Source organism: Paracoccus sediminilitoris (assembly GCF_003259195.1).
In the GTDB taxonomy this organism is placed as follows: Bacteria; Pseudomonadota; Alphaproteobacteria; order Rhodobacterales; family Rhodobacteraceae; genus Paracoccus; species Paracoccus sediminilitoris.
The window spans coordinates 39,597-58,001 of record NZ_QJPK01000022.1 but is presented as its reverse complement, the minus strand read 5'-3'; the positions used below and the strand labels follow the sequence as shown (position 1 = coordinate 58,001).

20 protein-coding genes are annotated in these 18,405 nt (G+C 64.7%); 5 read left to right on the top strand and 15 right to left on the bottom strand.

Translation table 11 applies throughout. The features are described from left to right. The 6 genes from kduI to uxaC form a co-directional block, all read right to left on the bottom strand. Positions 1-775: 5-dehydro-4-deoxy-D-glucuronate isomerase (gene kduI, locus DKT70_RS14175; RefSeq protein ID WP_111559755.1), on the bottom strand; the 775-nt coding region annotated here is incomplete at its 3' end. An 11-nt stretch (positions 776-786) separates the two neighbouring features. Next, on the bottom strand, positions 787-1,068 hold the full coding sequence (locus DKT70_RS14170) for a cupin domain-containing protein (RefSeq protein ID WP_072296286.1): 282 nt from the start codon (positions 1,066-1,068) through the stop codon (positions 787-789). Continuing rightward, entirely contained in the window at positions 1,065-2,345 is a 1,281-nt protein-coding gene (locus tag DKT70_RS14165) for a TRAP transporter large permease (protein ID WP_111559754.1), read from the bottom strand. Before DKT70_RS14165 ends, DKT70_RS14170 begins: the two co-directional genes overlap by 4 nt. Before the next feature lie 4 nt (positions 2,346-2,349). Then, positions 2,350-2,952: a TRAP transporter small permease gene (locus DKT70_RS14160; protein ID WP_111559753.1), complete on the bottom strand. Its 603-nt coding sequence runs from the start codon at positions 2,950-2,952 to the stop codon at positions 2,350-2,352. Positions 2,953-3,010: 58 nt separating this feature from the next. Further along, complete coding sequence (locus DKT70_RS14155) at positions 3,011-3,982, bottom strand: TRAP transporter substrate-binding protein (RefSeq protein WP_111559752.1); 972 nt, start codon at positions 3,980-3,982, stop codon at positions 3,011-3,013. Positions 3,983-4,005: 23 nt separating this feature from the next. Beyond that, on the bottom strand, positions 4,006-5,412 hold the full coding sequence (gene uxaC / locus DKT70_RS14150) for a glucuronate isomerase (protein ID WP_111559751.1): 1,407 nt from the start codon (positions 5,410-5,412) through the stop codon (positions 4,006-4,008). Between the two features lie 80 nt (positions 5,413-5,492). Between uxaC and DKT70_RS14145 the strand changes: the two genes are divergently transcribed. Further along, positions 5,493-6,188, top strand: a complete 696-nt coding sequence (locus DKT70_RS14145) for a GntR family transcriptional regulator (protein ID WP_111559750.1) — start codon at positions 5,493-5,495, stop codon at positions 6,186-6,188. Between the two features lie 15 nt (positions 6,189-6,203). Here the strand turns inward: DKT70_RS14145 and DKT70_RS18675 are convergent, their stop codons facing one another. Then, positions 6,204-6,623, bottom strand: a complete 420-nt coding sequence (locus DKT70_RS18675) for a LysR substrate-binding domain-containing protein (RefSeq protein WP_267895658.1) — start codon at positions 6,621-6,623, stop codon at positions 6,204-6,206. Then, complete coding sequence (locus DKT70_RS14140) at positions 6,509-7,117, bottom strand: LysR family transcriptional regulator (RefSeq protein ID WP_267895657.1); 609 nt, start codon at positions 7,115-7,117, stop codon at positions 6,509-6,511. Before DKT70_RS14140 ends, DKT70_RS18675 begins: the two co-directional genes overlap by 115 nt. Positions 7,118-7,210: 93 nt before the next feature. Here DKT70_RS14140 and DKT70_RS14135 point away from each other — a divergent pair, with 93 nt between their 5' ends. Continuing rightward, positions 7,211-7,708, top strand: coding sequence for a lactoylglutathione lyase family protein (locus DKT70_RS14135; protein WP_111559749.1), 498 nt, complete (start codon positions 7,211-7,213; stop codon positions 7,706-7,708). 66 nt (positions 7,709-7,774) lie between these two features. On the opposite strand, the gene DKT70_RS14130 is transcribed toward DKT70_RS14135, so the two are convergent. From DKT70_RS14130 to DKT70_RS14110, 5 genes are all read right to left on the bottom strand, one after another. Further along, entirely contained in the window at positions 7,775-8,737 is a 963-nt protein-coding gene (locus tag DKT70_RS14130; RefSeq protein WP_111559748.1) for a DUF481 domain-containing protein, read from the bottom strand. A gap of 507 nt (positions 8,738-9,244) precedes the next feature. After that, positions 9,245-9,733, bottom strand: coding sequence for a transcription antitermination factor NusB (nusB, locus tag DKT70_RS14125; RefSeq protein ID WP_111559747.1), 489 nt, complete (start codon positions 9,731-9,733; stop codon positions 9,245-9,247). Further along, the gene (locus DKT70_RS14120; protein ID WP_111559746.1) at positions 9,730-10,275 is read right to left on the bottom strand and encodes a 6,7-dimethyl-8-ribityllumazine synthase; all 546 of its coding nucleotides are present in this window, start codon (positions 10,273-10,275) and stop codon (positions 9,730-9,732) included. Before DKT70_RS14120 ends, nusB begins: the two co-directional genes overlap by 4 nt. A gap of 3 nt (positions 10,276-10,278) precedes the next feature. Further along, positions 10,279-11,397 (bottom strand): 3,4-dihydroxy-2-butanone-4-phosphate synthase, encoded by a 1,119-nt coding sequence (ribB, locus tag DKT70_RS14115; RefSeq protein WP_111559745.1) that lies wholly within the window; start codon positions 11,395-11,397, stop codon positions 10,279-10,281. Positions 11,398-11,433: 36 nt separating this feature from the next. Further along, positions 11,434-12,027: a riboflavin synthase gene (locus DKT70_RS14110; RefSeq protein ID WP_111559744.1), complete on the bottom strand. Its 594-nt coding sequence runs from the start codon at positions 12,025-12,027 to the stop codon at positions 11,434-11,436. A gap of 185 nt (positions 12,028-12,212) precedes the next feature. On the opposite strand from DKT70_RS14110, the gene DKT70_RS14105 reads away from it, so the two are divergent. The 3 genes from DKT70_RS14105 to DKT70_RS14095 all read left to right on the top strand — a co-directional run bounded on the left by DKT70_RS14105 (position 12,213) and on the right by DKT70_RS14095 (position 16,811). Continuing rightward, positions 12,213-13,586: a capsule biosynthesis protein gene (locus tag DKT70_RS14105; protein ID WP_456095300.1), complete on the top strand. Its 1,374-nt coding sequence runs from the start codon at positions 12,213-12,215 to the stop codon at positions 13,584-13,586. Between the two features lie 146 nt (positions 13,587-13,732). After that, entirely contained in the window at positions 13,733-14,818 is a 1,086-nt protein-coding gene (locus DKT70_RS14100) for a polysaccharide biosynthesis/export family protein (RefSeq protein WP_456095299.1), read from the top strand. A 10-nt stretch (positions 14,819-14,828) separates the two neighbouring features. Further along, on the top strand, positions 14,829-16,811 hold the full coding sequence (locus DKT70_RS14095) for a capsular polysaccharide biosynthesis protein (RefSeq protein WP_111559759.1): 1,983 nt from the start codon (positions 14,829-14,831) through the stop codon (positions 16,809-16,811). On the opposite strand, the gene ribD is transcribed toward DKT70_RS14095, so the two are convergent. Then, positions 16,808-17,818, bottom strand: a complete 1,011-nt coding sequence (gene ribD / locus DKT70_RS14090) for a bifunctional diaminohydroxyphosphoribosylaminopyrimidine deaminase/5-amino-6-(5-phosphoribosylamino)uracil reductase RibD (protein ID WP_267895656.1) — start codon at positions 17,816-17,818, stop codon at positions 16,808-16,810. The genes DKT70_RS14095 and ribD overlap by 4 nt on opposite strands. Next, positions 17,808-18,278, bottom strand: coding sequence for a transcriptional regulator NrdR (nrdR, locus tag DKT70_RS14085; RefSeq protein ID WP_111559742.1), 471 nt, complete (start codon positions 18,276-18,278; stop codon positions 17,808-17,810). The genes ribD and nrdR overlap by 11 nt, the downstream gene beginning before the upstream one ends. Positions 18,279-18,405: the final 127 nt, after the last annotated feature.

Below are 18,405 nucleotides of genomic sequence, written 5' to 3'. Positions count from 1 at the left end.
TGTCGCCCGCCATCGCCCAGATGAAGGTATATCCGCCAATGCCCGCGCCCGAATGGATCGACCAGGTAGGCGACAGGACGGCCTGTTCATTGGCCACGAACAGGTGGCGCGTTTCCTGCGGTTCGCCCATCAGGTGCAGCACGCGCGATTCCGGCGCCATGCCGTGATAGAGGTATGCCTCCATCCGGCGGTCGTGGACATGGCTGGGAATGGTGTTCCAGACCGACCCGTCCTCCAGCGTGGTATAACCCAGAACCAACTGGCAGCTTTCCATGACCAGCGGGTGGATGAACTGCTTGATGGTGCGCTTGTTGCTGGTCTCGACCGCGCCCATGTGGACATGCTTGGCCTCGGCCACGGTCACCAGCCGATGCGGCAACGCGCGATGCGCGGGCGCCGAGGTGATGTAGAACCGCCCCTGCCCCGAAAACGTCACGGCCCCCGCGCCCATGCCCAGATAGAGCACGTCGCCCGTGGCCATGTCCCAAGCCTCGCCCGCCGCCTCGACCCGACCCTCGCCGCCGATATTGACGATGCCCATTTCGCGGCGGTCCAGGAAGCTGGGGGTCTTCGTCTCTTCGATGGCATCCAGCGTCAGGGGGGCGCCGTTCGGCACCGCGCCGCCCACGACAAAGCGGTCGTAATGGGTATAGGTCAGGCGGATCTCTCCTTGGGCGAACAGACCCTCGACCAGGAAATGCTGGCGCAGCTGGGCGGTGTCCATGCCCTTCGCGTGCTCCGGGTGAATGGCGTGGCGGGTTTCGACATGGGTCATGGAGGGTCCTTTCACAGAAAATCGTCGCGGCGGGGGGTAAAGCTGTCGATCAGCTCGCCCGCCTCGAGGCACAGGCAGCCATGTTCGGCGCCCGAAGGGATCACGAAGGCGTCGCCCGGGCCGACCTCGAAGTCGCGGCCGTCCTGGGTAAAGCGATAGCGCCCCGTGCGGACATAGGTGGATTGCACATGCGGATGGCTGTGCAGCGCGCCCCGGTCGCCCGCCGCAAAGGCAAAGCGGACGACCATCAATTCGGGCGAATGGGCAAGAACAGTGCGGATGGGATCGCTCATTTGAACACCGAAGGCAGCCAGAGGGACAGGGCGGGGACATAGGTGACCAGCATCAGCGTCAGGAATGCCGCGCCATAGAAGGGCCAGATCGTGCGCATGGCCTGCCAGATGCTGATGCGCCCGACCGCGCAGCCGACGAACAGCACCGCCCCCACGGGTGGCGTGCAAAGCCCGATCCCCAGGTTCAGGATCAGGATGACGCCGAAATGCACCGGATCGACCCCAAAAGCCTGCGCCACCGGCAGGAAGATCGGCGTGGTGATCACAATCAGCGGCGACATGTCCATGAACGTGCCCAGGATCAGCAGGATCACGTTCATCAACAGCAGGATGACCAGCGGATTGTCCGAGACGCTTTCCAGCAACGCGACCAGTTGCGTGGGCACCCGCAGATAGGCCAGCAGCCAGCCGAAACAGGCCGCGCAGCCGATGACCAGCAGGACCATGGCGGTGGTGCGCACGGCACCCTTGGTCGCCTCGACGAATTCCGACCAGGGCAGGCTGCGATAGACCAGCGCCGTGATCAGCAGCGCATAGACCACCGCGATGTTCGAGGATTCGGATGCCGTGAAGACCCCCGACCGCACACCGCCGAAGATGATCGCGATCAGGATCAGGCCCGGCAGCGCCGACACGAACAGCGTGCCCAGCATCCGCAGGCCGGGGAAGGGCTCGGTCGGATAGCCCTTCTTGCGCGCCACGTACCACGCGGCCCCCATCAGCATCACCGCCAGCAGCATCCCGGGCAGGATGCCCGCGGTGAACAGGTCGGCAATCGACAGACGGCCGCCCGCGGCGATGGAATAGATGATCATGTTGTGGCTGGGCGGGATCATCAGCGCGATGATGGAACTGACCACGGTGATGTTGACAGCGTAATCGACGTCATATCCGCGTTCCTTCATCTGGGGGACCATCAGCCCACCCACAGCGCTGGCGTCGGCCGCGGCCGAACCGCTGACCCCGCCGAACATCAGGCTGGCCATGATGTTGACCTGGCCCAGGCCGCCGCGCATATGCCCGACCATCGCCCCCGCAAGGGCCACCAGCCGTCGCGCGATATCGCCGCGCACCATCAGGTCGCCCGCGAAGATGAAGAAGGGGATGGCCATCAGCGCAAAGACGGAAATGCCGCTGTTCAGGCGCTGGAAGACCACCACCGGCGGCAATCCCAGATAGAGGATGGTCGCAAAGCTGGCCGCACCCAGGCAGAACGCGACCGGCGTGCCGATCAGCAAAAGCGCGGTGAAGCTGCCGAAAAGAATCCAAAGTTCCATCGCGTTATTCCTTGCTGCCCGTTGCGGGGCCCGATTTCAGGACGTCCCGCGCGGCGGGTCCATCCGCCACGCCGTCCACCTGCCCGTCCGCGGCGTCGTCCATCTCGCCAAAGCGGGCGGTCTTCAGACCGGCGGCACGACGCAGGATGCGCTCGATGGAAAACAGCATCAGCAGGATGCCGCCCGCCACCAGCGGCGCGAAATCCCATAGTCGCGAGATGCCCAGCCCCGGCACGACACCGGATGCCACCCGTTCGGCCAGCTGCCAGCCATACCACGCCATGCCGAACCCGAAGGCGGTGACGACAAGGTCCGACAGGCTGTGAAACCACGGGCGCCAGCTGGCCGGCACCACCATCAGGCCAACGTCGAAGGACAGATGGTACCCTTCCTTCACGCCGATCGCGGCCCCCAGGAAGATGAACCATCCCATCAGCATGACGCTGGCAGGTTCGGCCCAGAACAGGCTGCTGCCGATCACGTAACGAAAGACCACCTGGGCAAAGACGAAGGCGGTCATCAGCACCAGCCCGATACCCGCCACCCACAGGCCCGCAGTGGCGACAGCCCCCGTCATCCGGGCAAGCCGGATCAATCCATCGCGCATGGCGCGTTCCCTTCACGTTCGAAGAAAGCCGCCCGCGAATGACGCGGGCGGCCTGATGTCACTGCGTGTCCTGAATGCGCTTGACCAGGTCCTGCGCCTCGGGGGTGGTGACGTATTTCTCATAGACCGGGGCCATCGCCTCGATGAACGGGGTCTTGTCGATCTCGGTGATGATCTCGGCGCCGGCGGCCTTGACTTTTTCCTGCGACGCCTTTTCCTGTTCGGCCCACAGCTCGCGCTGGACCGTGGCGGAATTGCGGGCCGCCTCGCGGATGATCTCCTGGTCCTCGGGGCTCAGCTTGTCCCAGCTGGCCTTGGACATGGCGACCAGTTCGGGCACCATCAGGTGTTCGTCCAGCGTGAAATACTTGGCTACCTCGGCATGGCCCGAGCTGTCATAGCTGGGGAAGTTGTTTTCCGCCCCGTCGATGACGCCGGTCTGGATCGAGGAATAGACCTCGCCATAGGGCATCGGCGTGGCGTTGGCGCCAAGCGCGCTCATCATGTCGACGAAGACGTCGTTCTGCATGACACGGAACTTCATTCCTTCCAGGTCGGCGATCGACTGGATCGGCTTTTGCGAGTTGTAGAAGCTGCGCGAGCCGCCGTCGTAATAGGCCAGCGCGATCAGGTCGTTCTCCTCGAAGCCCGCTCCGATCTCCTCGCCGATGGGGCCGTCCATCACGGTGTGCATGTGGTCGACCGACCGGAACAGATAGGGCAGCGACATCAGTTGCGTGACCGGCACGATGTCGTTGAACGACCCGAAGCTGGCACGGACCATGTCGATGACGCCGAACTGGGTCTGTTCGATCGTGTCCTTCTCCTCGCCCAGCTGGGACGAGGGGAAGACCTCGATGCAAATGCGGCCATCGGTCTTTTCCTCGACCTCGGCGGCCATCGCCTTGACGCCCTCGACCGTCGGATACCCGTCGGGATGAGTGTCCGAGGACCGCAGCGTGATCTCGCACGCGCCGGCAATGCTGACCGAGCACATCAGCCCGGCAATCGTCGTCATCAGGAACTTCATCTTATCCTCCCAAAATAAGCAGTTCAGAGTTTATAGGCCCGTTTCGCTAGGCCATAGGTCAGGTCACGCGCCACCTCGGGGGCCTCGTCTTCCGCAAGACGACCCGTGGCGACCAGCGTGGCCAGATAGGAACAATCCACCCGGCGCGCGACGTCGTGGCGCGCGGGGATCGAACAGAAGGCGCGGGTGTCGTCGTTGAACCCCACGGTGTTGTAGAAACCGGCCGTTTCGGTGGTCATCTCGCGAAAGCGCCGCATCCCCTCGGCGCTGTCATGGAACCACCATGCGGGGCCAAGCCGCAGGCAGGGCCAGACGCCGGCCAGGGGCGCCAGCTCGCGCGCATAGGCGGTTTCGTCCAGCGTGAACAGGATCAGCGTCAGCCGCGGGTCCATGCCCACCGCGTTCAGCAGCGGGCGCAGCGCGGTCACGTAATCGGTGCGGCCGGGGATGTCGAAGCCCTTGTCGCGCCCGAACATCGCCAGCACCTGGTCGGAATGGTTGCGGCGGGACCCGGGATGGATCTGCATGACCAGCCCGTCTTCCAGGCTCATCCGTGCCATCTCGGTCAGCATGTGGCCGCGGAAGGCGTCGGCCTCCTCGGGGGTGCAGATGCCGCGCAAGACCTTGGCGAACAGCGCCGCCGCCTCGGCCTGGGGCAGGTCCTCGGTCCGGGCGCTGGCATGGCCGTGATCGCTGGAGGTCGCGCCATGTTCGATGAAAAACGCCCGCCGCGCGCGATGCGCGTCCAGGTATCCGGCCCAGGTCGTCGTGTCAAAGCCGGTCTGCTGTCCCATCAGCGCAACATTGTCGGCGAAACCCGCCATCTCGGGATCGATGACGCCATCGGGGCGATAGGCGGTGATGACCCGGCCCTGCCAGCCGCTGCCCTTGATCATCGCGTGCCAGCGCAGATCGTCGGTCGCGGCTTCGGTCGTGGCGATGGCCTCGATGTCGAACCGCTCGAACAATGCGCGGGGGCGGAATTCGGGCTTGGCCAGACATTCCGCGATATGGTCGTAATACCAATCCGCCGTCTCTGCCGACAGGCGGCGGTCGATGCCGAAGACATGCTGAAAGCTGTGGTCCAGCCACAGCCGCGACGGTGTTCCGCGCAGCAGGTGGTAATGCTGCGCAAACAGGCGCCAGATCTTGCGCCCGTCGGTTTCCGTTGGGCCGCCATCGACCCGCGGCACGCCCAAGTCGCGCAGCGCGATGCCCTGCGAACACAGCATGCGAAAGACATAATGGTCGGGCGTCATGAACAGTTGGGCGGGGTCCGGGAAAGGCTGATCCTCGGCGAACCAGCGCGGGTCAGTATGGCCATGCGGTGACAGGATCGGCAGCGCCTTCACATCGTCATAAAGGGCGCGCGCCAGATCGCGCAATGCCGGGTCCGTTGGAAAAAGCCTGTCTTCGTGCAAAAGCGTCACCAGTTGATCCCCTGCCCTGCTTGCCTTGGATGTGGTCAACTAATATGCTAGTTTACAAATCGCGTCAACAGGAGCCGCATATGCCCTCTGCCAGCCTCAAGGCCTTGCCAAGCATGGATGAACTGCGCCCCCGCACGGTCACCGACCAGATCTTCGACGTGCTTTACGACCGCGTGGTCAACCTGACCCTGCCCCCCGGCAGCAAGCTGTCCGAATCAGAGGTGGCAGCCCAGATGGACGTGTCGCGTCAGCCGGTGCGCGATGCCTTTTATCGGCTGTCGCAGCTGGGCTTCATCCAGATCCGCCCGCAGCGCGCCACCACAGTGACGCCGATTTCCCAGGAAGCCGTGCTGCAGGCCTATTTCATCCGCAGTGCGCTGGAGGAACAGACCATCCGCCATGCCGCGACCAGCCTGACCGCCCAGAACCTGACCGATCTGGACGCGCTGCTGGACCGGCAAGAGGCCGCGATCAAGACTGACAGCTTTGCCGAATTCCACGTCCTGGACGATCAGTTCCATCAGGATATCTGCAAGGCGGCGGGGCTGGGTTTCGTCTGGGCGCTGGTGCGGGAAAACAAAGGGCACATGGACCGGGTGCGCTATCTCAGCCTGTCATTCGGGGCCGAGGCGGCGTTTTCCGAACACCGCACCATCATCGCGGCCCTGCGCGCCCGCGACCCGGACGCCGCCGCCCTGGCGGTGCGCGATCATCTGGGCCATATCAACGACATCCTGGACCGCCTGCGCCTGGATCGCCCCGAGGTCTTTGGCTGAACATCGGCGCGTTGATCACCCGGGGCCGTCCTGTTCGGGGGCGGCCAGCTGCGTGGCCACATCGGATACCAGTCCCGCGATCTTGCGCAGGCGGGCCGTCATCGGGCGGTCCCGGCGACTGACCAGCCATAGCTGATGATGGCGCTTGTGCGGCAGATCCGCGATGCGCAATCCGTCACGGTCCGGATGTGTCTGAAACCCGCTGCGCGGCAGCAGGGTATAGCCGACGCCCCGCGCCACCGGGGACGGGATCTGCCCGATCTGGTTCAGGAATCCGCGCAGGTGCAACCCCTCCGATCCGGTGAAATCATCGGGGAAATTCAGGGCGAACAGATCGTCGGCATAACCAAAGCCATCCGGATGCGCGATGAAACCCGCACGCTGCAGATCATCGAAGCCGGGGGGCCAGACCAAACGGTGGGAACAACCAGGCACAGCTGTTCCTGCCCCAGATGGCGGGCCTGCAACCGGGGATGGGCGGGGTCGTGGTCAAGGATGCCCAGATCCACGCGCCCGTCCTGCAGACCCTGCAGGACGGGCGCGTGGGGGGCGGCCTCCAGCCGGACGGTCAGCCCCGGCGCCTGCTGCATCAACGGGAAAAGCGCGGGCGCCAATGGCAAGGCAAAGCTGCCCGAACAGGCGATGCGCACCTCGCCCTGATCGGGGTCGTCGGTTTGCAGCGCCTGCATCAGGCGACGTTCTTCCTCTTGTCGGGACAGGGCCAGTTGCTGCACCGCTTCGCCGGCCTGGGTCAGGGAAAAACCCTTGCCCTGCTGGACAATCAGCGGCTGGCCGACCTGTGTCTCCGGCTTGCGCAGATGCTGCGACACGCCCGGTTGCGTCATGCCAAGGCGTCGGGCCGTCTTGGTGAAATGGCCCGTCTGACACAGGGCCGCAAAGGTGTGAAGCCAGCCCGCATTCAGCATCATTCCGTTCCGTTATAAAAACCATGCCGAATGATAATTTCACATAGGGGTCCGCGCTGGCTAGCTGAGGGTCAGAAATCAGCGAAAGGACAAGACATGACCCCGGCCCCCCGCGCCTTTTCCCATATCGGCCTCTCGGTCCCCGATCTGGACGCCGCCGTCAGATTCTATTCCGAGGTGATGGGCTTTTACAGGGTCATGCAGCCCACGCAGGTGAAGGAAGATGACGGCGATATCGGCCAGATGTGCACGGACGTCTTCGGCCCCGGCTGGAACAGCCTGCGTATAGCCCACTTGGCAACGGCCGACCGCATCGGTTTCGAGCTGTTCGAGTTCGACGGCAACGAAGCCCCCGAGGACAACCTGCCCTTCCGCCGCCACGGGACCTTCCATTTCGCCATCCAGGACCCCGATCTGGAAGGCCTGCTGGCCCGCATCGTCGCCGCGGGCGGCAAGCAGCGGATGCCGGTGCGTGAATATTTCCCCGACGAAAAGCCCTATCGCATGGTCTATGTCGAAGACCCCTTCGGCATCGTCTTCGAAATCTACAGCCACAGCTATGAGCTGACCTATTCGGCTGGCGCCTATTCCTGACCGAAGAAAGAAAAAGGGCGGACCTTGCGGACCGCCCTTCCATCAGAGAGACAAGTGACCCGAAGATCAGAAGCCGTAAACGACTGCCAGACCCAACGAGTTGTCGGTGCGGATCTTGCGGTTTTCCTGATATTCGGTGGTGTAGCTTGCGCGGGTGGCCAGCTGCTCCGACAGGCGGAAGTTCACACCGAATTCGTTGGTGATGACGTCATCCGCATCGCTCGACCCGAGGTAGTCGGTGTCGTTGGTAATGAAGACGTTTTCGTTGATGCGGTGGTACAGACGCGAGGACGCGATGTAGCCGACATCGGTATCCGAGCTGTCAGAGACGGGAACGTTAGTATAAGTCCCATCTGCCTGCTCAACCCGATTAAAGCCGGCATACTGGGCACCGGTCTGGGTGTAGCGAACGCCGACACCGGCCTGGACGCGCCAGGTGGTGGTGGGGTTGTTGATGATGCGGTAACCCGGACCAAAGCCCAGGAAGGCATCACGGCGCAGGTCGCTGAATTCGGCTTGGAAGTCTTCTGCCGACTGCGCTTCGCTGTTGCGCTCGCCATCGACCAGACCGTTCTGGCTGATGCGGCCCAGTGCGAAGGCATAGAACTGGTCGTTGAAGTAGTACTGCGCGTCATAGATCGCGTTGACTTCTTCCTGGTCCTTGTTGCCGTTGTCATCTTCGCCGAATTCCAGCGACAGGCCAACACTCTGGGCGAACTGGCCCTGGTTGTTGTTGATGCGGCCGGCGACGGCCAGATCCTGGTTTTCGTTGTTGCCGGTGCGGCCCGAGTAGCTCAGCGACATGGTGCCGAACAGACCCTGACGGCGATCGGCGGGACCGAAGCGGTCTGCGTCGACGGCGCGGTCGAAGTTGTCGGTGACATTGTCTTCGATGTCGGTGATGCGATCGTCGATGGCCGAAACGCCCGCAGCATCAGCGCCCGAGGCGATTTGGGTCTGCGCGAAGGCAGGTGCCGACAGGGCGGCGACGAGTGCGGCGGTGCCGGTCAGCAGCGTAACTTTTTTCATTTCATGTCCTCACGAGCTGAGTTGGGAGGGTTCCGATCCCGTCATGGGTCCGAAGCGTCTCTGCTGGATGATCAATTAATGAAAGCGCCTTTGGGTTCACAGAGCCAGTATCCAGAACAACTGCTAGCGGAAATGTGAGCGAACCTGCCCTTGACGAAAAATGGCAAAAACTTGCCGAAAATAATGTGAAACATAAAATGATGCAACCAAAGCGTGACTTTTATATGTCGTGTTTATGCTGGCCGAATTGCGGTTAGATGACGGTCAAGTCACCTAGGCGATCAGATGACAGGTTTGAAACATCCGCGTGATTGTTTAATTATTAGGCAGTTTTTAAAGGCGGTGACGGCACCGTGATTGTTGCACAGATACAACGATCTCAACGTCATCTTGCGGCGGGGTCACAGTCGCTTCACCCCCATTTCCGATCCCGCACCGACACAATCCCATGAAAAAGGCCCGAACCATGTCGGGTCCGGGCCTCTGCATATCACATGTTCAGCGCAGTCAGTTGAATGAGTCGGGCTGAAGCGTCCGCGCCATGTGGTCCAGAACCGCATTCACGAATTTCGATTCCTTGCCTTCGGCGAAGAAAGCCTGGGTCAGGCGCACATATTCGGTGATGATCACCCGGAACGGCGCCCGGTTCAGCACCAATTCGGCACCGGCGGCGCGAAAGACGGCGCGCAGGACAGGGTCCAGACGGTCGATCGGCCATTTTTCGACCAACCCCTTGTCGGTGGCCTGATCGATGCGCGACTGCCACATGACGGCGTGATCGACGATCCGCTCGAACAATTCTTCGTCTGCCTGGGCGGTAGGGCCGTCGCGGTCTTCGAAATCGATGCGATAGTTGCGGAATTCATTGGTGACGCGGTCCGAGGCTTGGCCCATCGCCTCCATCTGGAACAGCGCCTGGACGGCGTAAAGCCGTGCCGCGCTGCTGAGCGTCCGGCGGTCGGGGCGCTTGGCACCCTCTTGTTCGTTGTCGCTCATGCTTTGCCTTGCCCTTCCAACTCGCCTGCCAGGCGGATCACATCATGCGGGGCGGCGGCGTCCTTGCGCGTGCCTGCCCATCTGCGGGACAGCGCGACCAGATGCAGCGCCGCTGCGGCCGCCCCGCCCCCCTTGTTCTGTCCATCCGGATCGGCGCGGACCTGAGCCTGGCCCAAGTTTTCCACCGTCAGGATACCGTTGCCGACGCAGACGCCCTGCAGCCCCAGCAGCGTCAACCCGCGAGAGCTGTCGTTGCAGACCGTGTCGTAATGCGTCGTTTCCCCGCGGATGACGCAGCCCAGCGCCACGAACCCGTCATAACGGCCGCTGCGCGCGGCCATGCCCACGGCGGTCGGGATCTCCAGCGCGCCCGGCACCTCGATCACATCGAACACCGCGCCCGCCTGCTGCGCGGTTGCCCGCGCGCCCGCCAGCATCCCGTCGGTGACGTCCTTGTAATAGGGCGACACGACGGCCAGCAGCCGCACCGGCGCATCAAAATGCGGCAATGCCAATTCGTGATGTTGCGTGTTCGAGGCCATGTCTCAATCCTTGGGGATAGGCCGGGTGGAATGAATGGAAAGACCGTAGGCGTCAAGCCCAACCACCTTCACCGGTGCGGAATTGGTCAGAAGGATCAGCTGCGAGAGGCCCAGCGCCGACAGGATCTGCGCCCCCAGCCCGTATTGACGCAGGGTGTGGGGCCCGGCTTCGGTCGCATCGACGATGGCGTGGGTCAGATCGCGGATCAGCACGACCGCACCGCAACCTTCCTCGGCGATGGCCTTCATCGCGGCACCGATGCTGCCCGACGCCTCGCGCCCGACGCCCAGCACGTCGTGCAGCGGGTCCAGCGCATGCATGCGCACCAGGACCGGCTGATCGCCTGTCACGTCGCCCTTGGTCAGCACGATATGTTCGGTGCCCTGCGTCTGATCGGCAAAGACCCGCATCGTCCAGTCGCCCCCAAAGGCCGAATGGACCTGACGCTGGCTGCGTTCCACGATCAGGTTGTCGTGGCGGCGGCGATAGCGGATCAGGTCGCTGATCGTGCCGATCTTCAGCTTGTGGCGCTGCGCGAATTCCACAAGGTCGGGCAGACGCGCCATGCTGCCGTCGTCGTTCATGATCTCGCAGATGACGCCAGCGGGGTTCAGCCCCGCCAGGCGCGAGATGTCGACCGCGGCTTCGGTATGGCCCGCGCGGACCAGCACGCCGCCGTCGCGGGCGCGCAGCGGAAAGACGTGGCCGGGGGTCGCGATGTCGGCCGCCCCCTTCGCGGGATCGATCGCCACGCTGACGGTGCGGGCGCGGTCATGGGCGCTGATGCCCGTGGTCACGCCTTCGCGCGCCTCGATGGAGGCGGTGAAGGCGGTCTCGTGACGGCTGGAGTTCTTGGGGCTCATCAGGGTCAGGCCCAGGGCCTCGATCCGTTCGGCGGTCAGAGACAGGCAGATCAACCCGCGCCCGTGGGTGGCCATGAAGTTGATGGCGTCGGGCGTGGCCATCTGCGCGGGGATCACCAGGTCGCCCTCGTTCTCGCGGTCCTCATGGTCGACCAGGATGAACATGCGGCCGTTGCGGGCCTCCTCGATGATCTCCTCGGTGGGGGCGATCACGGCCGACAGGTCGCTTTCGACGGGGCCGGGTTCTTCGAATTTCATCTGGCTGTCCTTTGATGGCCCTGTCGGCGGGGCGGGTTATCCGGCTTCGGCAAGCCGCGCGACATAGCGGGCCAGCGTGTCGATTTCCAGGTTCACGGCGTCACCTTCACGGGCATCGCCCCATGTCGTGACCTGCTGGGTATGGGGGATCAGGTTGATGCCGAAACGGTTGCCGTCAACCTCGTTCACGGTCAGCGAGGTGCCGTTCAGCGCGACCGACCCCTTGGGCGCGACAAAGCGGGCCAGTTCGGGCGGCGCCTCGAAGGTCAGGCGCAGGCTGTCGCCGTCATTCACCGCCGAGACGATCCGCGCCACGCCGTCGACATGGCCGCTGACGATATGGCCGCCCAGCTCGTCCCCCACGCGCAGCGCGCGTTCCAGGTTCAGGCGCTGGCCGACCTGCCAGCCTTCGCTGCCGATATTGGTCTTGGAAAGCGTCTCGGCCGAGATGTCGACATCGTACCAATCGTCGCCCTTGGCCACGACCGTCAGGCAGACGCCGTCCGATGCGATGGATGCCCCGAGATCGACACCCGACATGTCGTAGCCGCAACCGATGCGCGCCCGCATGTCGCCGCGCATCTCGACCGCGCGGACGATGCCGATATCCGTGATGATCCCGGTGAACATAGCCATCCCTTTCCGTCTTTGCGATTGACCTAGGCCATCGCCCCTTTCCGATCAAGGACCAACCCCGGTGTGGCAGAACCGTTACCATTTGCACCATCGGGACAAATTGCTGGATCGGGGACGGCGTTCATGGCATCCCATGTGGTAACGTGTCGGCGAGGATACGGAATTTTCGCAAGTTGCCCATGTATGATCTGGACACCGCCAACCCCGACAGGACCGATCCGGCCGTCACGACCGGATCAGCGGCGGATGATATGGACATGACCGCCCTGCCCGCCGATGGCCGCGTCTTCCTGATGTTGCAGGGACCGCACGGGCCGTTCTTCGACCGGCTTGCGCGGCTGTTGCGGGCCGCCGGGGCGCAGGTTTGGCGCTGCGGCTTCAACGCGGGCGACGAATTCTTCTGGAGCGACAAGCCGCATTTCATCCGGCACGAGGGCAGCGTGCTGGAATGGCCCGACCATCTGGCCGACCTGATCCGCGACAAGAGCGTGACCGATATCGTGCTTTACGGCGATGTCCGCGCCATCCACGACACCGCACGGTCGCAGGCCGCCGCCCAAGGCATCCGCTTCCACGTCTTCGAGGAAGGCTATCTGCGTCCCTACTGGATCACTTATGAACGCCACGGGTCGAACGGAAATTCGGCGCTGCTGGGGATCGGGCTGGACGAAATGCGCGCCGTGCTGCGCGAACAGATCAACGAGGTGCGCCGCCCCCCCGCCCATTGGGGCGACATGCGCCAGCACAAGTTCTATGGCGCCTTCTATCATTTCCTGATCCTGATCGCGAATGGGCGCTATCGCGCCTATCACGGGCACCGGGCGATTTCCGTGGTGCAGGAATTCCGTCTGAACCTGCGCCGCTTCATGCTGGCGCCTGCCTATAACCTGGGGCGCGCGCTGCAATGGCGAAGGCTGCGACTGTCGGGATGGCCCTATGCGCTGGTGCCGATGCAGCTGGAACATGATTCGAATTTCCTGGGCCATTCACCCTTCACCAAAAATGCCCAGTTCATCCAGGTGGTCATCGCGGCCTTTGCCCGATCGGCCCCGCGCCACCACCACCTGGTTTTCAAGGCCCACCCGCTGGAGGACGGGCGCGCGGGTAACCGTGCCGCCATCCGGGCCGCCGCCGCTGCCGCCGGCATCCCCGAACGCGTCCACTATATCCGCGGCGGCAAGCTGGCCGAAATCCTGTCCCATGCACGCGCGGTCGTCACGGTCAATTCCACCGCCGCCCAGCAGGCCTTGTGGCGCGGCATCCCGGTCAAGACCCTGGGCCGTGCCGTCTATGAAAAGCCGGGACTGGTATCAGAGCAATCGCTGGAGGATTTCCTGCAATCGCCCGATGCCCCCGACCCGCAGGCCTATCGCGTCTTCCGCGACTACCTGCTACAGACCAGCCAGGTTCCGGGCGGTTACTATGCCGGCAGATCGCGCGCCCATGCCCTGCGGCAGGTCGCGGACATGATGCTGTCGGCCGAAGACCCCTATCAGGCGCTGGCATCGGGGCGCACGCTTCCCCGTCAGCAGCTTGGCGACCGCGACGGATGATGCCGGCGCGACGAGATTCGATAGCCTGCCAAGGATGGCAAGGCTAAGCTAATGACGAACCGGTCTTCAAAGACCGGAACTGGATAACAGGAGTATGCGAGGTGACAGTTTTGTTTCGGTTCAAGGCGCCGGTCAGGCTGCTTCTGATGGCGTCTATGGTCCTCGTATCGGCTTGTGCATTGCCGCGTTCGGGCCCCAACAAGGGCGAGATTTTCGATGGCGCGGTCGAACGCGGTGGCAACACCCAGGTGATCTATGTGAATGACCACGTGACCAGGGCCGCCAATTTTGCGCCCTCCTACGGGTTCTCGAACAGCTTCCGTTCGGCCGGCCAGGTCGGGGCGGATGAAATCCGGGCGGGCGACGTGCTGGGCCTGTCGATCTGGGAGAACGTCGATGACGGTCTTCTGGCATCGCTCGGCAGCAGCTCGACCCAGCTGACCGAAATCCAGGTGGACAGCGCGGGCTTCATCTTCGTGCCCTATGCAGGCCGCGTCCGCGCCGCCGGCAGCACCCCCGACCAGCTGCGCCAGACCATCACCGAGCGTCTTTCCGCCCAGACCCCCGATCCCCAGGTGACGGTGCAGCGCATGGCCGGTGACGGCGCCACGGTGTCCGTCGTCGGCAGCGTCAGCGCCCAGGGCGTCTATCCGATCGAACGCCCGACCCGCAGCCTGTCGGCCATGCTGGCCCGCGCCGGCGGCGTCGCCATCGCACCCGAGGTCGCCGTCGTCACCGTCAAGCGTGGCAATGACAGCGGTCGCGTCTGGCTGACGGATCTCTATGCCAACCCGTCGAACGACATTGCCCTGCGTCCGGGCGACCTGATCGTGGTCGAGGAAGACCAGCGCAACTTCACCGCCCTTGGCGCCCTTGGCGGCCAGACCCGCGTGCCCCTGGGCAATGAAACCATCAACGCGGCCGAAGCCATCGCCATGGTCGGCGGTCTGAATTCGACCCTGGCCGATCCGACCGGCGTCTTCGTTCTGCGCGACGAACCGGAATCGGTGGCAAGCCGGGTTCTGGGCAAACCGGTCATCGGGTCGCAGCGTTTCGCCTATGTGCTGGACCTGACGCGTCCCAACGGCCTGTTCCTGGCGCGCGACTTCGTCATCCGCGACGGCGACACCGTCTATGTGACCGAGGCACCCTATGTGCAGTGGCAGAAGACCCTGTCCGCCGTCACCGGCAGCGCGGCGACGGCCGACAGCCTCAGCTCGATCGGCAACTGACCTTTCGATGATGGATAATGACGACAAAGCCGCCGGGACCCCCCGGCGGCTTTGCATTTTCAACCTGGGGTTCCTGAACCGCCCCCGGCTGGCGCGGATCCTGACCCTTGCCGGATGGCGGCCCGTCATCGGATTGCCGCGTCCCGGCGATGCGATAGGCATCTGGGGGGCCAGTCCCACCGCTTGGCGCGGCCGGGCCATTGCGCGCCGCCATGCCAGCCCCGTGGTCACGGTCGAAGACGCATTCCTGCGGTCGATCCTGCCGGGGCGCAGCCGGGAACGGCTGGCGCGACGCGGCCCCATCGGGCTATTGATCGACCCGATCGGCCTCCATTTCGACCCCTCGCGGCCCTCGCTTCTGGAGCGGCTGATCGCACAGCCCCTGTCCAGGGCGCAGATCGCGCAGGCCGATCAGGGTCTGGCGCGGCTGCGGGCTCTGGATCTGTCGAAATACAACATGCACGATCCCGACCTGCCGCCGCCCGCGCCGGGTTACGTGCTGGTCATCGACCAGACGCGTGGCGATGCATCGCTGCAGGGGGCGGGACGGGACCGGTTTTTGCAGATGCTGACCGCCGCACGGGACGAAAATCCGGGCCGCCGCATTATTATCCGCACCCATCCCGAAACCGCCTCGGGACTTCGGCAGGGGCATCTTGGGCCAGACGATCTGCGACCGGGCGACCTGATCTGCGACGGGCTGGTTTCACCTTGGCGACTGGTCGAGGCGGCGGACGCGGTCTATGCCGTCAGCTCTCAGCTGGGATACGAGGCGCTGCTGGCCGGGCATACCCCCCGGCTCTTTGGCCAGCCCTTTTATGCGGGATGGGGCTTGACCCAAGACGACCTGCCCCTGCATCGCGGTACTGCGACCCGCAGCGCGCTTTTCGCGGCCAGCCATCTGAACGGCTCGACATGGTACGATCCCTGCCGCGACCGGTTGACCGATTTCGACGGCGCCTTGGACCAGATGCAGGCGGAAACGCGGGCCTTTCGACAGGATCGCGGCGGCCACTTGGCCTATGGCATGCGGCTGTGGAAACGTCGCTTCATCGCCCGCGAATTCGGCGATGCTGCCCCCTTGCGTTTCGCGGCCAAGCCCTCGGCGCAGGTGACGCTGGCTTGGGCCGGCCATGCCGGGGACGTTCCGCGGGCCACGCGGGTCGAGGACGGCTTTCTGCGATCGCGCGGCCTTGGGGCGGCGCTGACGCCGCCGCTGTCGGTCGTGGCCGACGATCTGGGCATTTATTTCGACCCGACAGCGCCGTCGCGGCTGGAACGCCTGATTGCCCAGGACCTGCCGCCGGGCGGGCATGACCGGGCGCAGCGATTGATTGCAACCCTGATCGCCGCGCGGCTGTCGAAATACAATCTGGACGGCGTCACTGACCTGCCGCCATGCGACCATTGCCGTCGCATCCTGGTTCCCGGTCAGGTGGAAAACGACGCCTCGATCCTGAAGGGGGCGGGGGTCGAACGCACGAACCTTGCGCTGCTGGAACGCGTGCGCGCCGAAAACCCGGACGCCTTCATCGTCTTCAAGCCCCATCCCGATGTCGAGGCCGGCCTGCGCCCCGGCCGGATCGACGCCCGCCAACTGGCCGATCACGTCGCCGATCGGGCCGATCCCGTCGCGCTGATCGGCAACGTGGACGAGCTTTGGACCATCACCTCGACCATGGGGTTCGAGGCGTTGCTGCGCGGAGTTCCGGTGACAACGCTTGGCGCGCCCTTCTATGCGGGCTGGGGCCTGACGCGGGATCTGGGACCGATACCTGCGCGCAGGCAGGCCAGGCCGGACCTGGCAGCGCTGGTCCATGCCTGCCTGATCGCCTATCCGCGCTATCGCGATCCGCTGACCGGCCTGCCCTGCCCGCCCGAGGTTGCGCTGGACCGCCTGCGGATGGGAACCGGCGGGCAGCCTCCGACGCTTCGCCTGCTGGCCAAGGCCCAGGGGGCGCTGGCCGGACATGCCTGGATCTGGCGGCGCTAAAGCACCCGCCAGCGGTGGAACAGGTCGGGCCCGATCGGGCGCGTTTCGACCAGCCGGAACCGTGGTGCCTCGGCCAGCCGTTCCCATCCGGTCGGCCCGACGAAGGGCCGCGCATCCGATCCCAGCATCAGCCCCGCGCTGTAACCGATGACCTGATCGACCAGCCCCGCCGCCAAAAGGCCGGCGGCCAAGCGGCCACCGCCCTCGCAGAAGATGCGGGTGATGCCGCGCCCCGCCAGATCGGCCATGATCTGTTCAGGCGCGCCGTCGACCCGCCACAGGGGGCCATGATCGGCATCCTGCGGCGCAAGCGGCGGCAATGCCTGGCTGGAGACCACGATGCGGACAGGCTGCTGAGGCGTGTGGATGCCGCGCACGTTCAACTGCGGCAGGTCGGCGCGCGCCGTCATCCCCCCGACCATCACCGCGTCATGCTGGGCGCGCAGTGCATGCACATGGGCGCGCGCGTCCGGCCCGGTGATCCAGCGGCTTTCCCCGCTGGCCATGGCGATCCGCCCGTCAAGACTGCTGGCCAGCTTCAGCGTCACGAAGGGCCGGCGCCGCGTGATGCGGCTCAGAAACCCCGCCTGCAACTCGGCCGCGCGATCGGCCAGCACCCCTTGGGTCAGGGCAATGCCCGCCGCGCGCAGCATGGCATGCCCCTTGCCCGCCACGCGCGGATCGGGATCGGTCAGCGCGGTCACGACGCGGGTCACGCCTGACGCGACCAACCCTTCGGCGCAGGGGGGCGTTCGGCCGTGATGGGCGCAAGGTTCCAGTGTGACATAGGCCGTCGCGCCGCGCGCCAAGTCGCCTGCATGATCCAGCGCCATGCGTTCGGCATGGGGGCGACCGCCGGGCTGCGTCCAGCCCCGTCCTACGACGCGACCGTCGCGCACCAGCACGCAGCCGACGGCGGGATTGGGCCAGACATTGCCAAGCCCGCGCCGCGCAAGGCGCAGGGCATGGGCCATGTGGCTGGCGTCCTGTGCGGGATCAGAGGTCAATCTTGGTGGCGCCGGGGCGCAGTTCGGACACGAATTTGTCGAAGTCATTCGCATCCTGGAAATTCTTGTAGACGCTGGCGAAACGCACATAGCCGACATTGTCGATCCGTGACAGGGCCTCCATCACGATCTCGCCGATGGCCTTGGAGGGAATGTCGGTTTCGCCCGTGCTTTCCAGACGGCGGACGATGCCGCTGATCATCTGTTCGATCCGCTCGGGCTCGACCGGGCGCTTCTGCATGGCGATGCGGATGGAACGGGCCATCTTGTCGCGGTCGAAATCCTCGCGCTTGCCATTGGATTTGACGACGACCAGATCACGCAGCTGAACACGTTCGTAGGTCGTGAAGCGCCCCGAGCAGGACGGGCAGAACCGGCGACGGCGGATGGCCACATTGTCTTCGGCCGGACGCGAATCCTTGACCTGAGTGTCGACGTTCCCGCAAAATGGGCAGCGCATTCCGTTGTCCCTTCGATCCGGCAATCCCCATCCACTATAGGCATCTTGGCAGAGCTTGGGTAGGGATATCGGCTGCACACAAGATAGCCGCTCTGGAACCTGTGACGCGAAAGCCGCGTTCGACGGC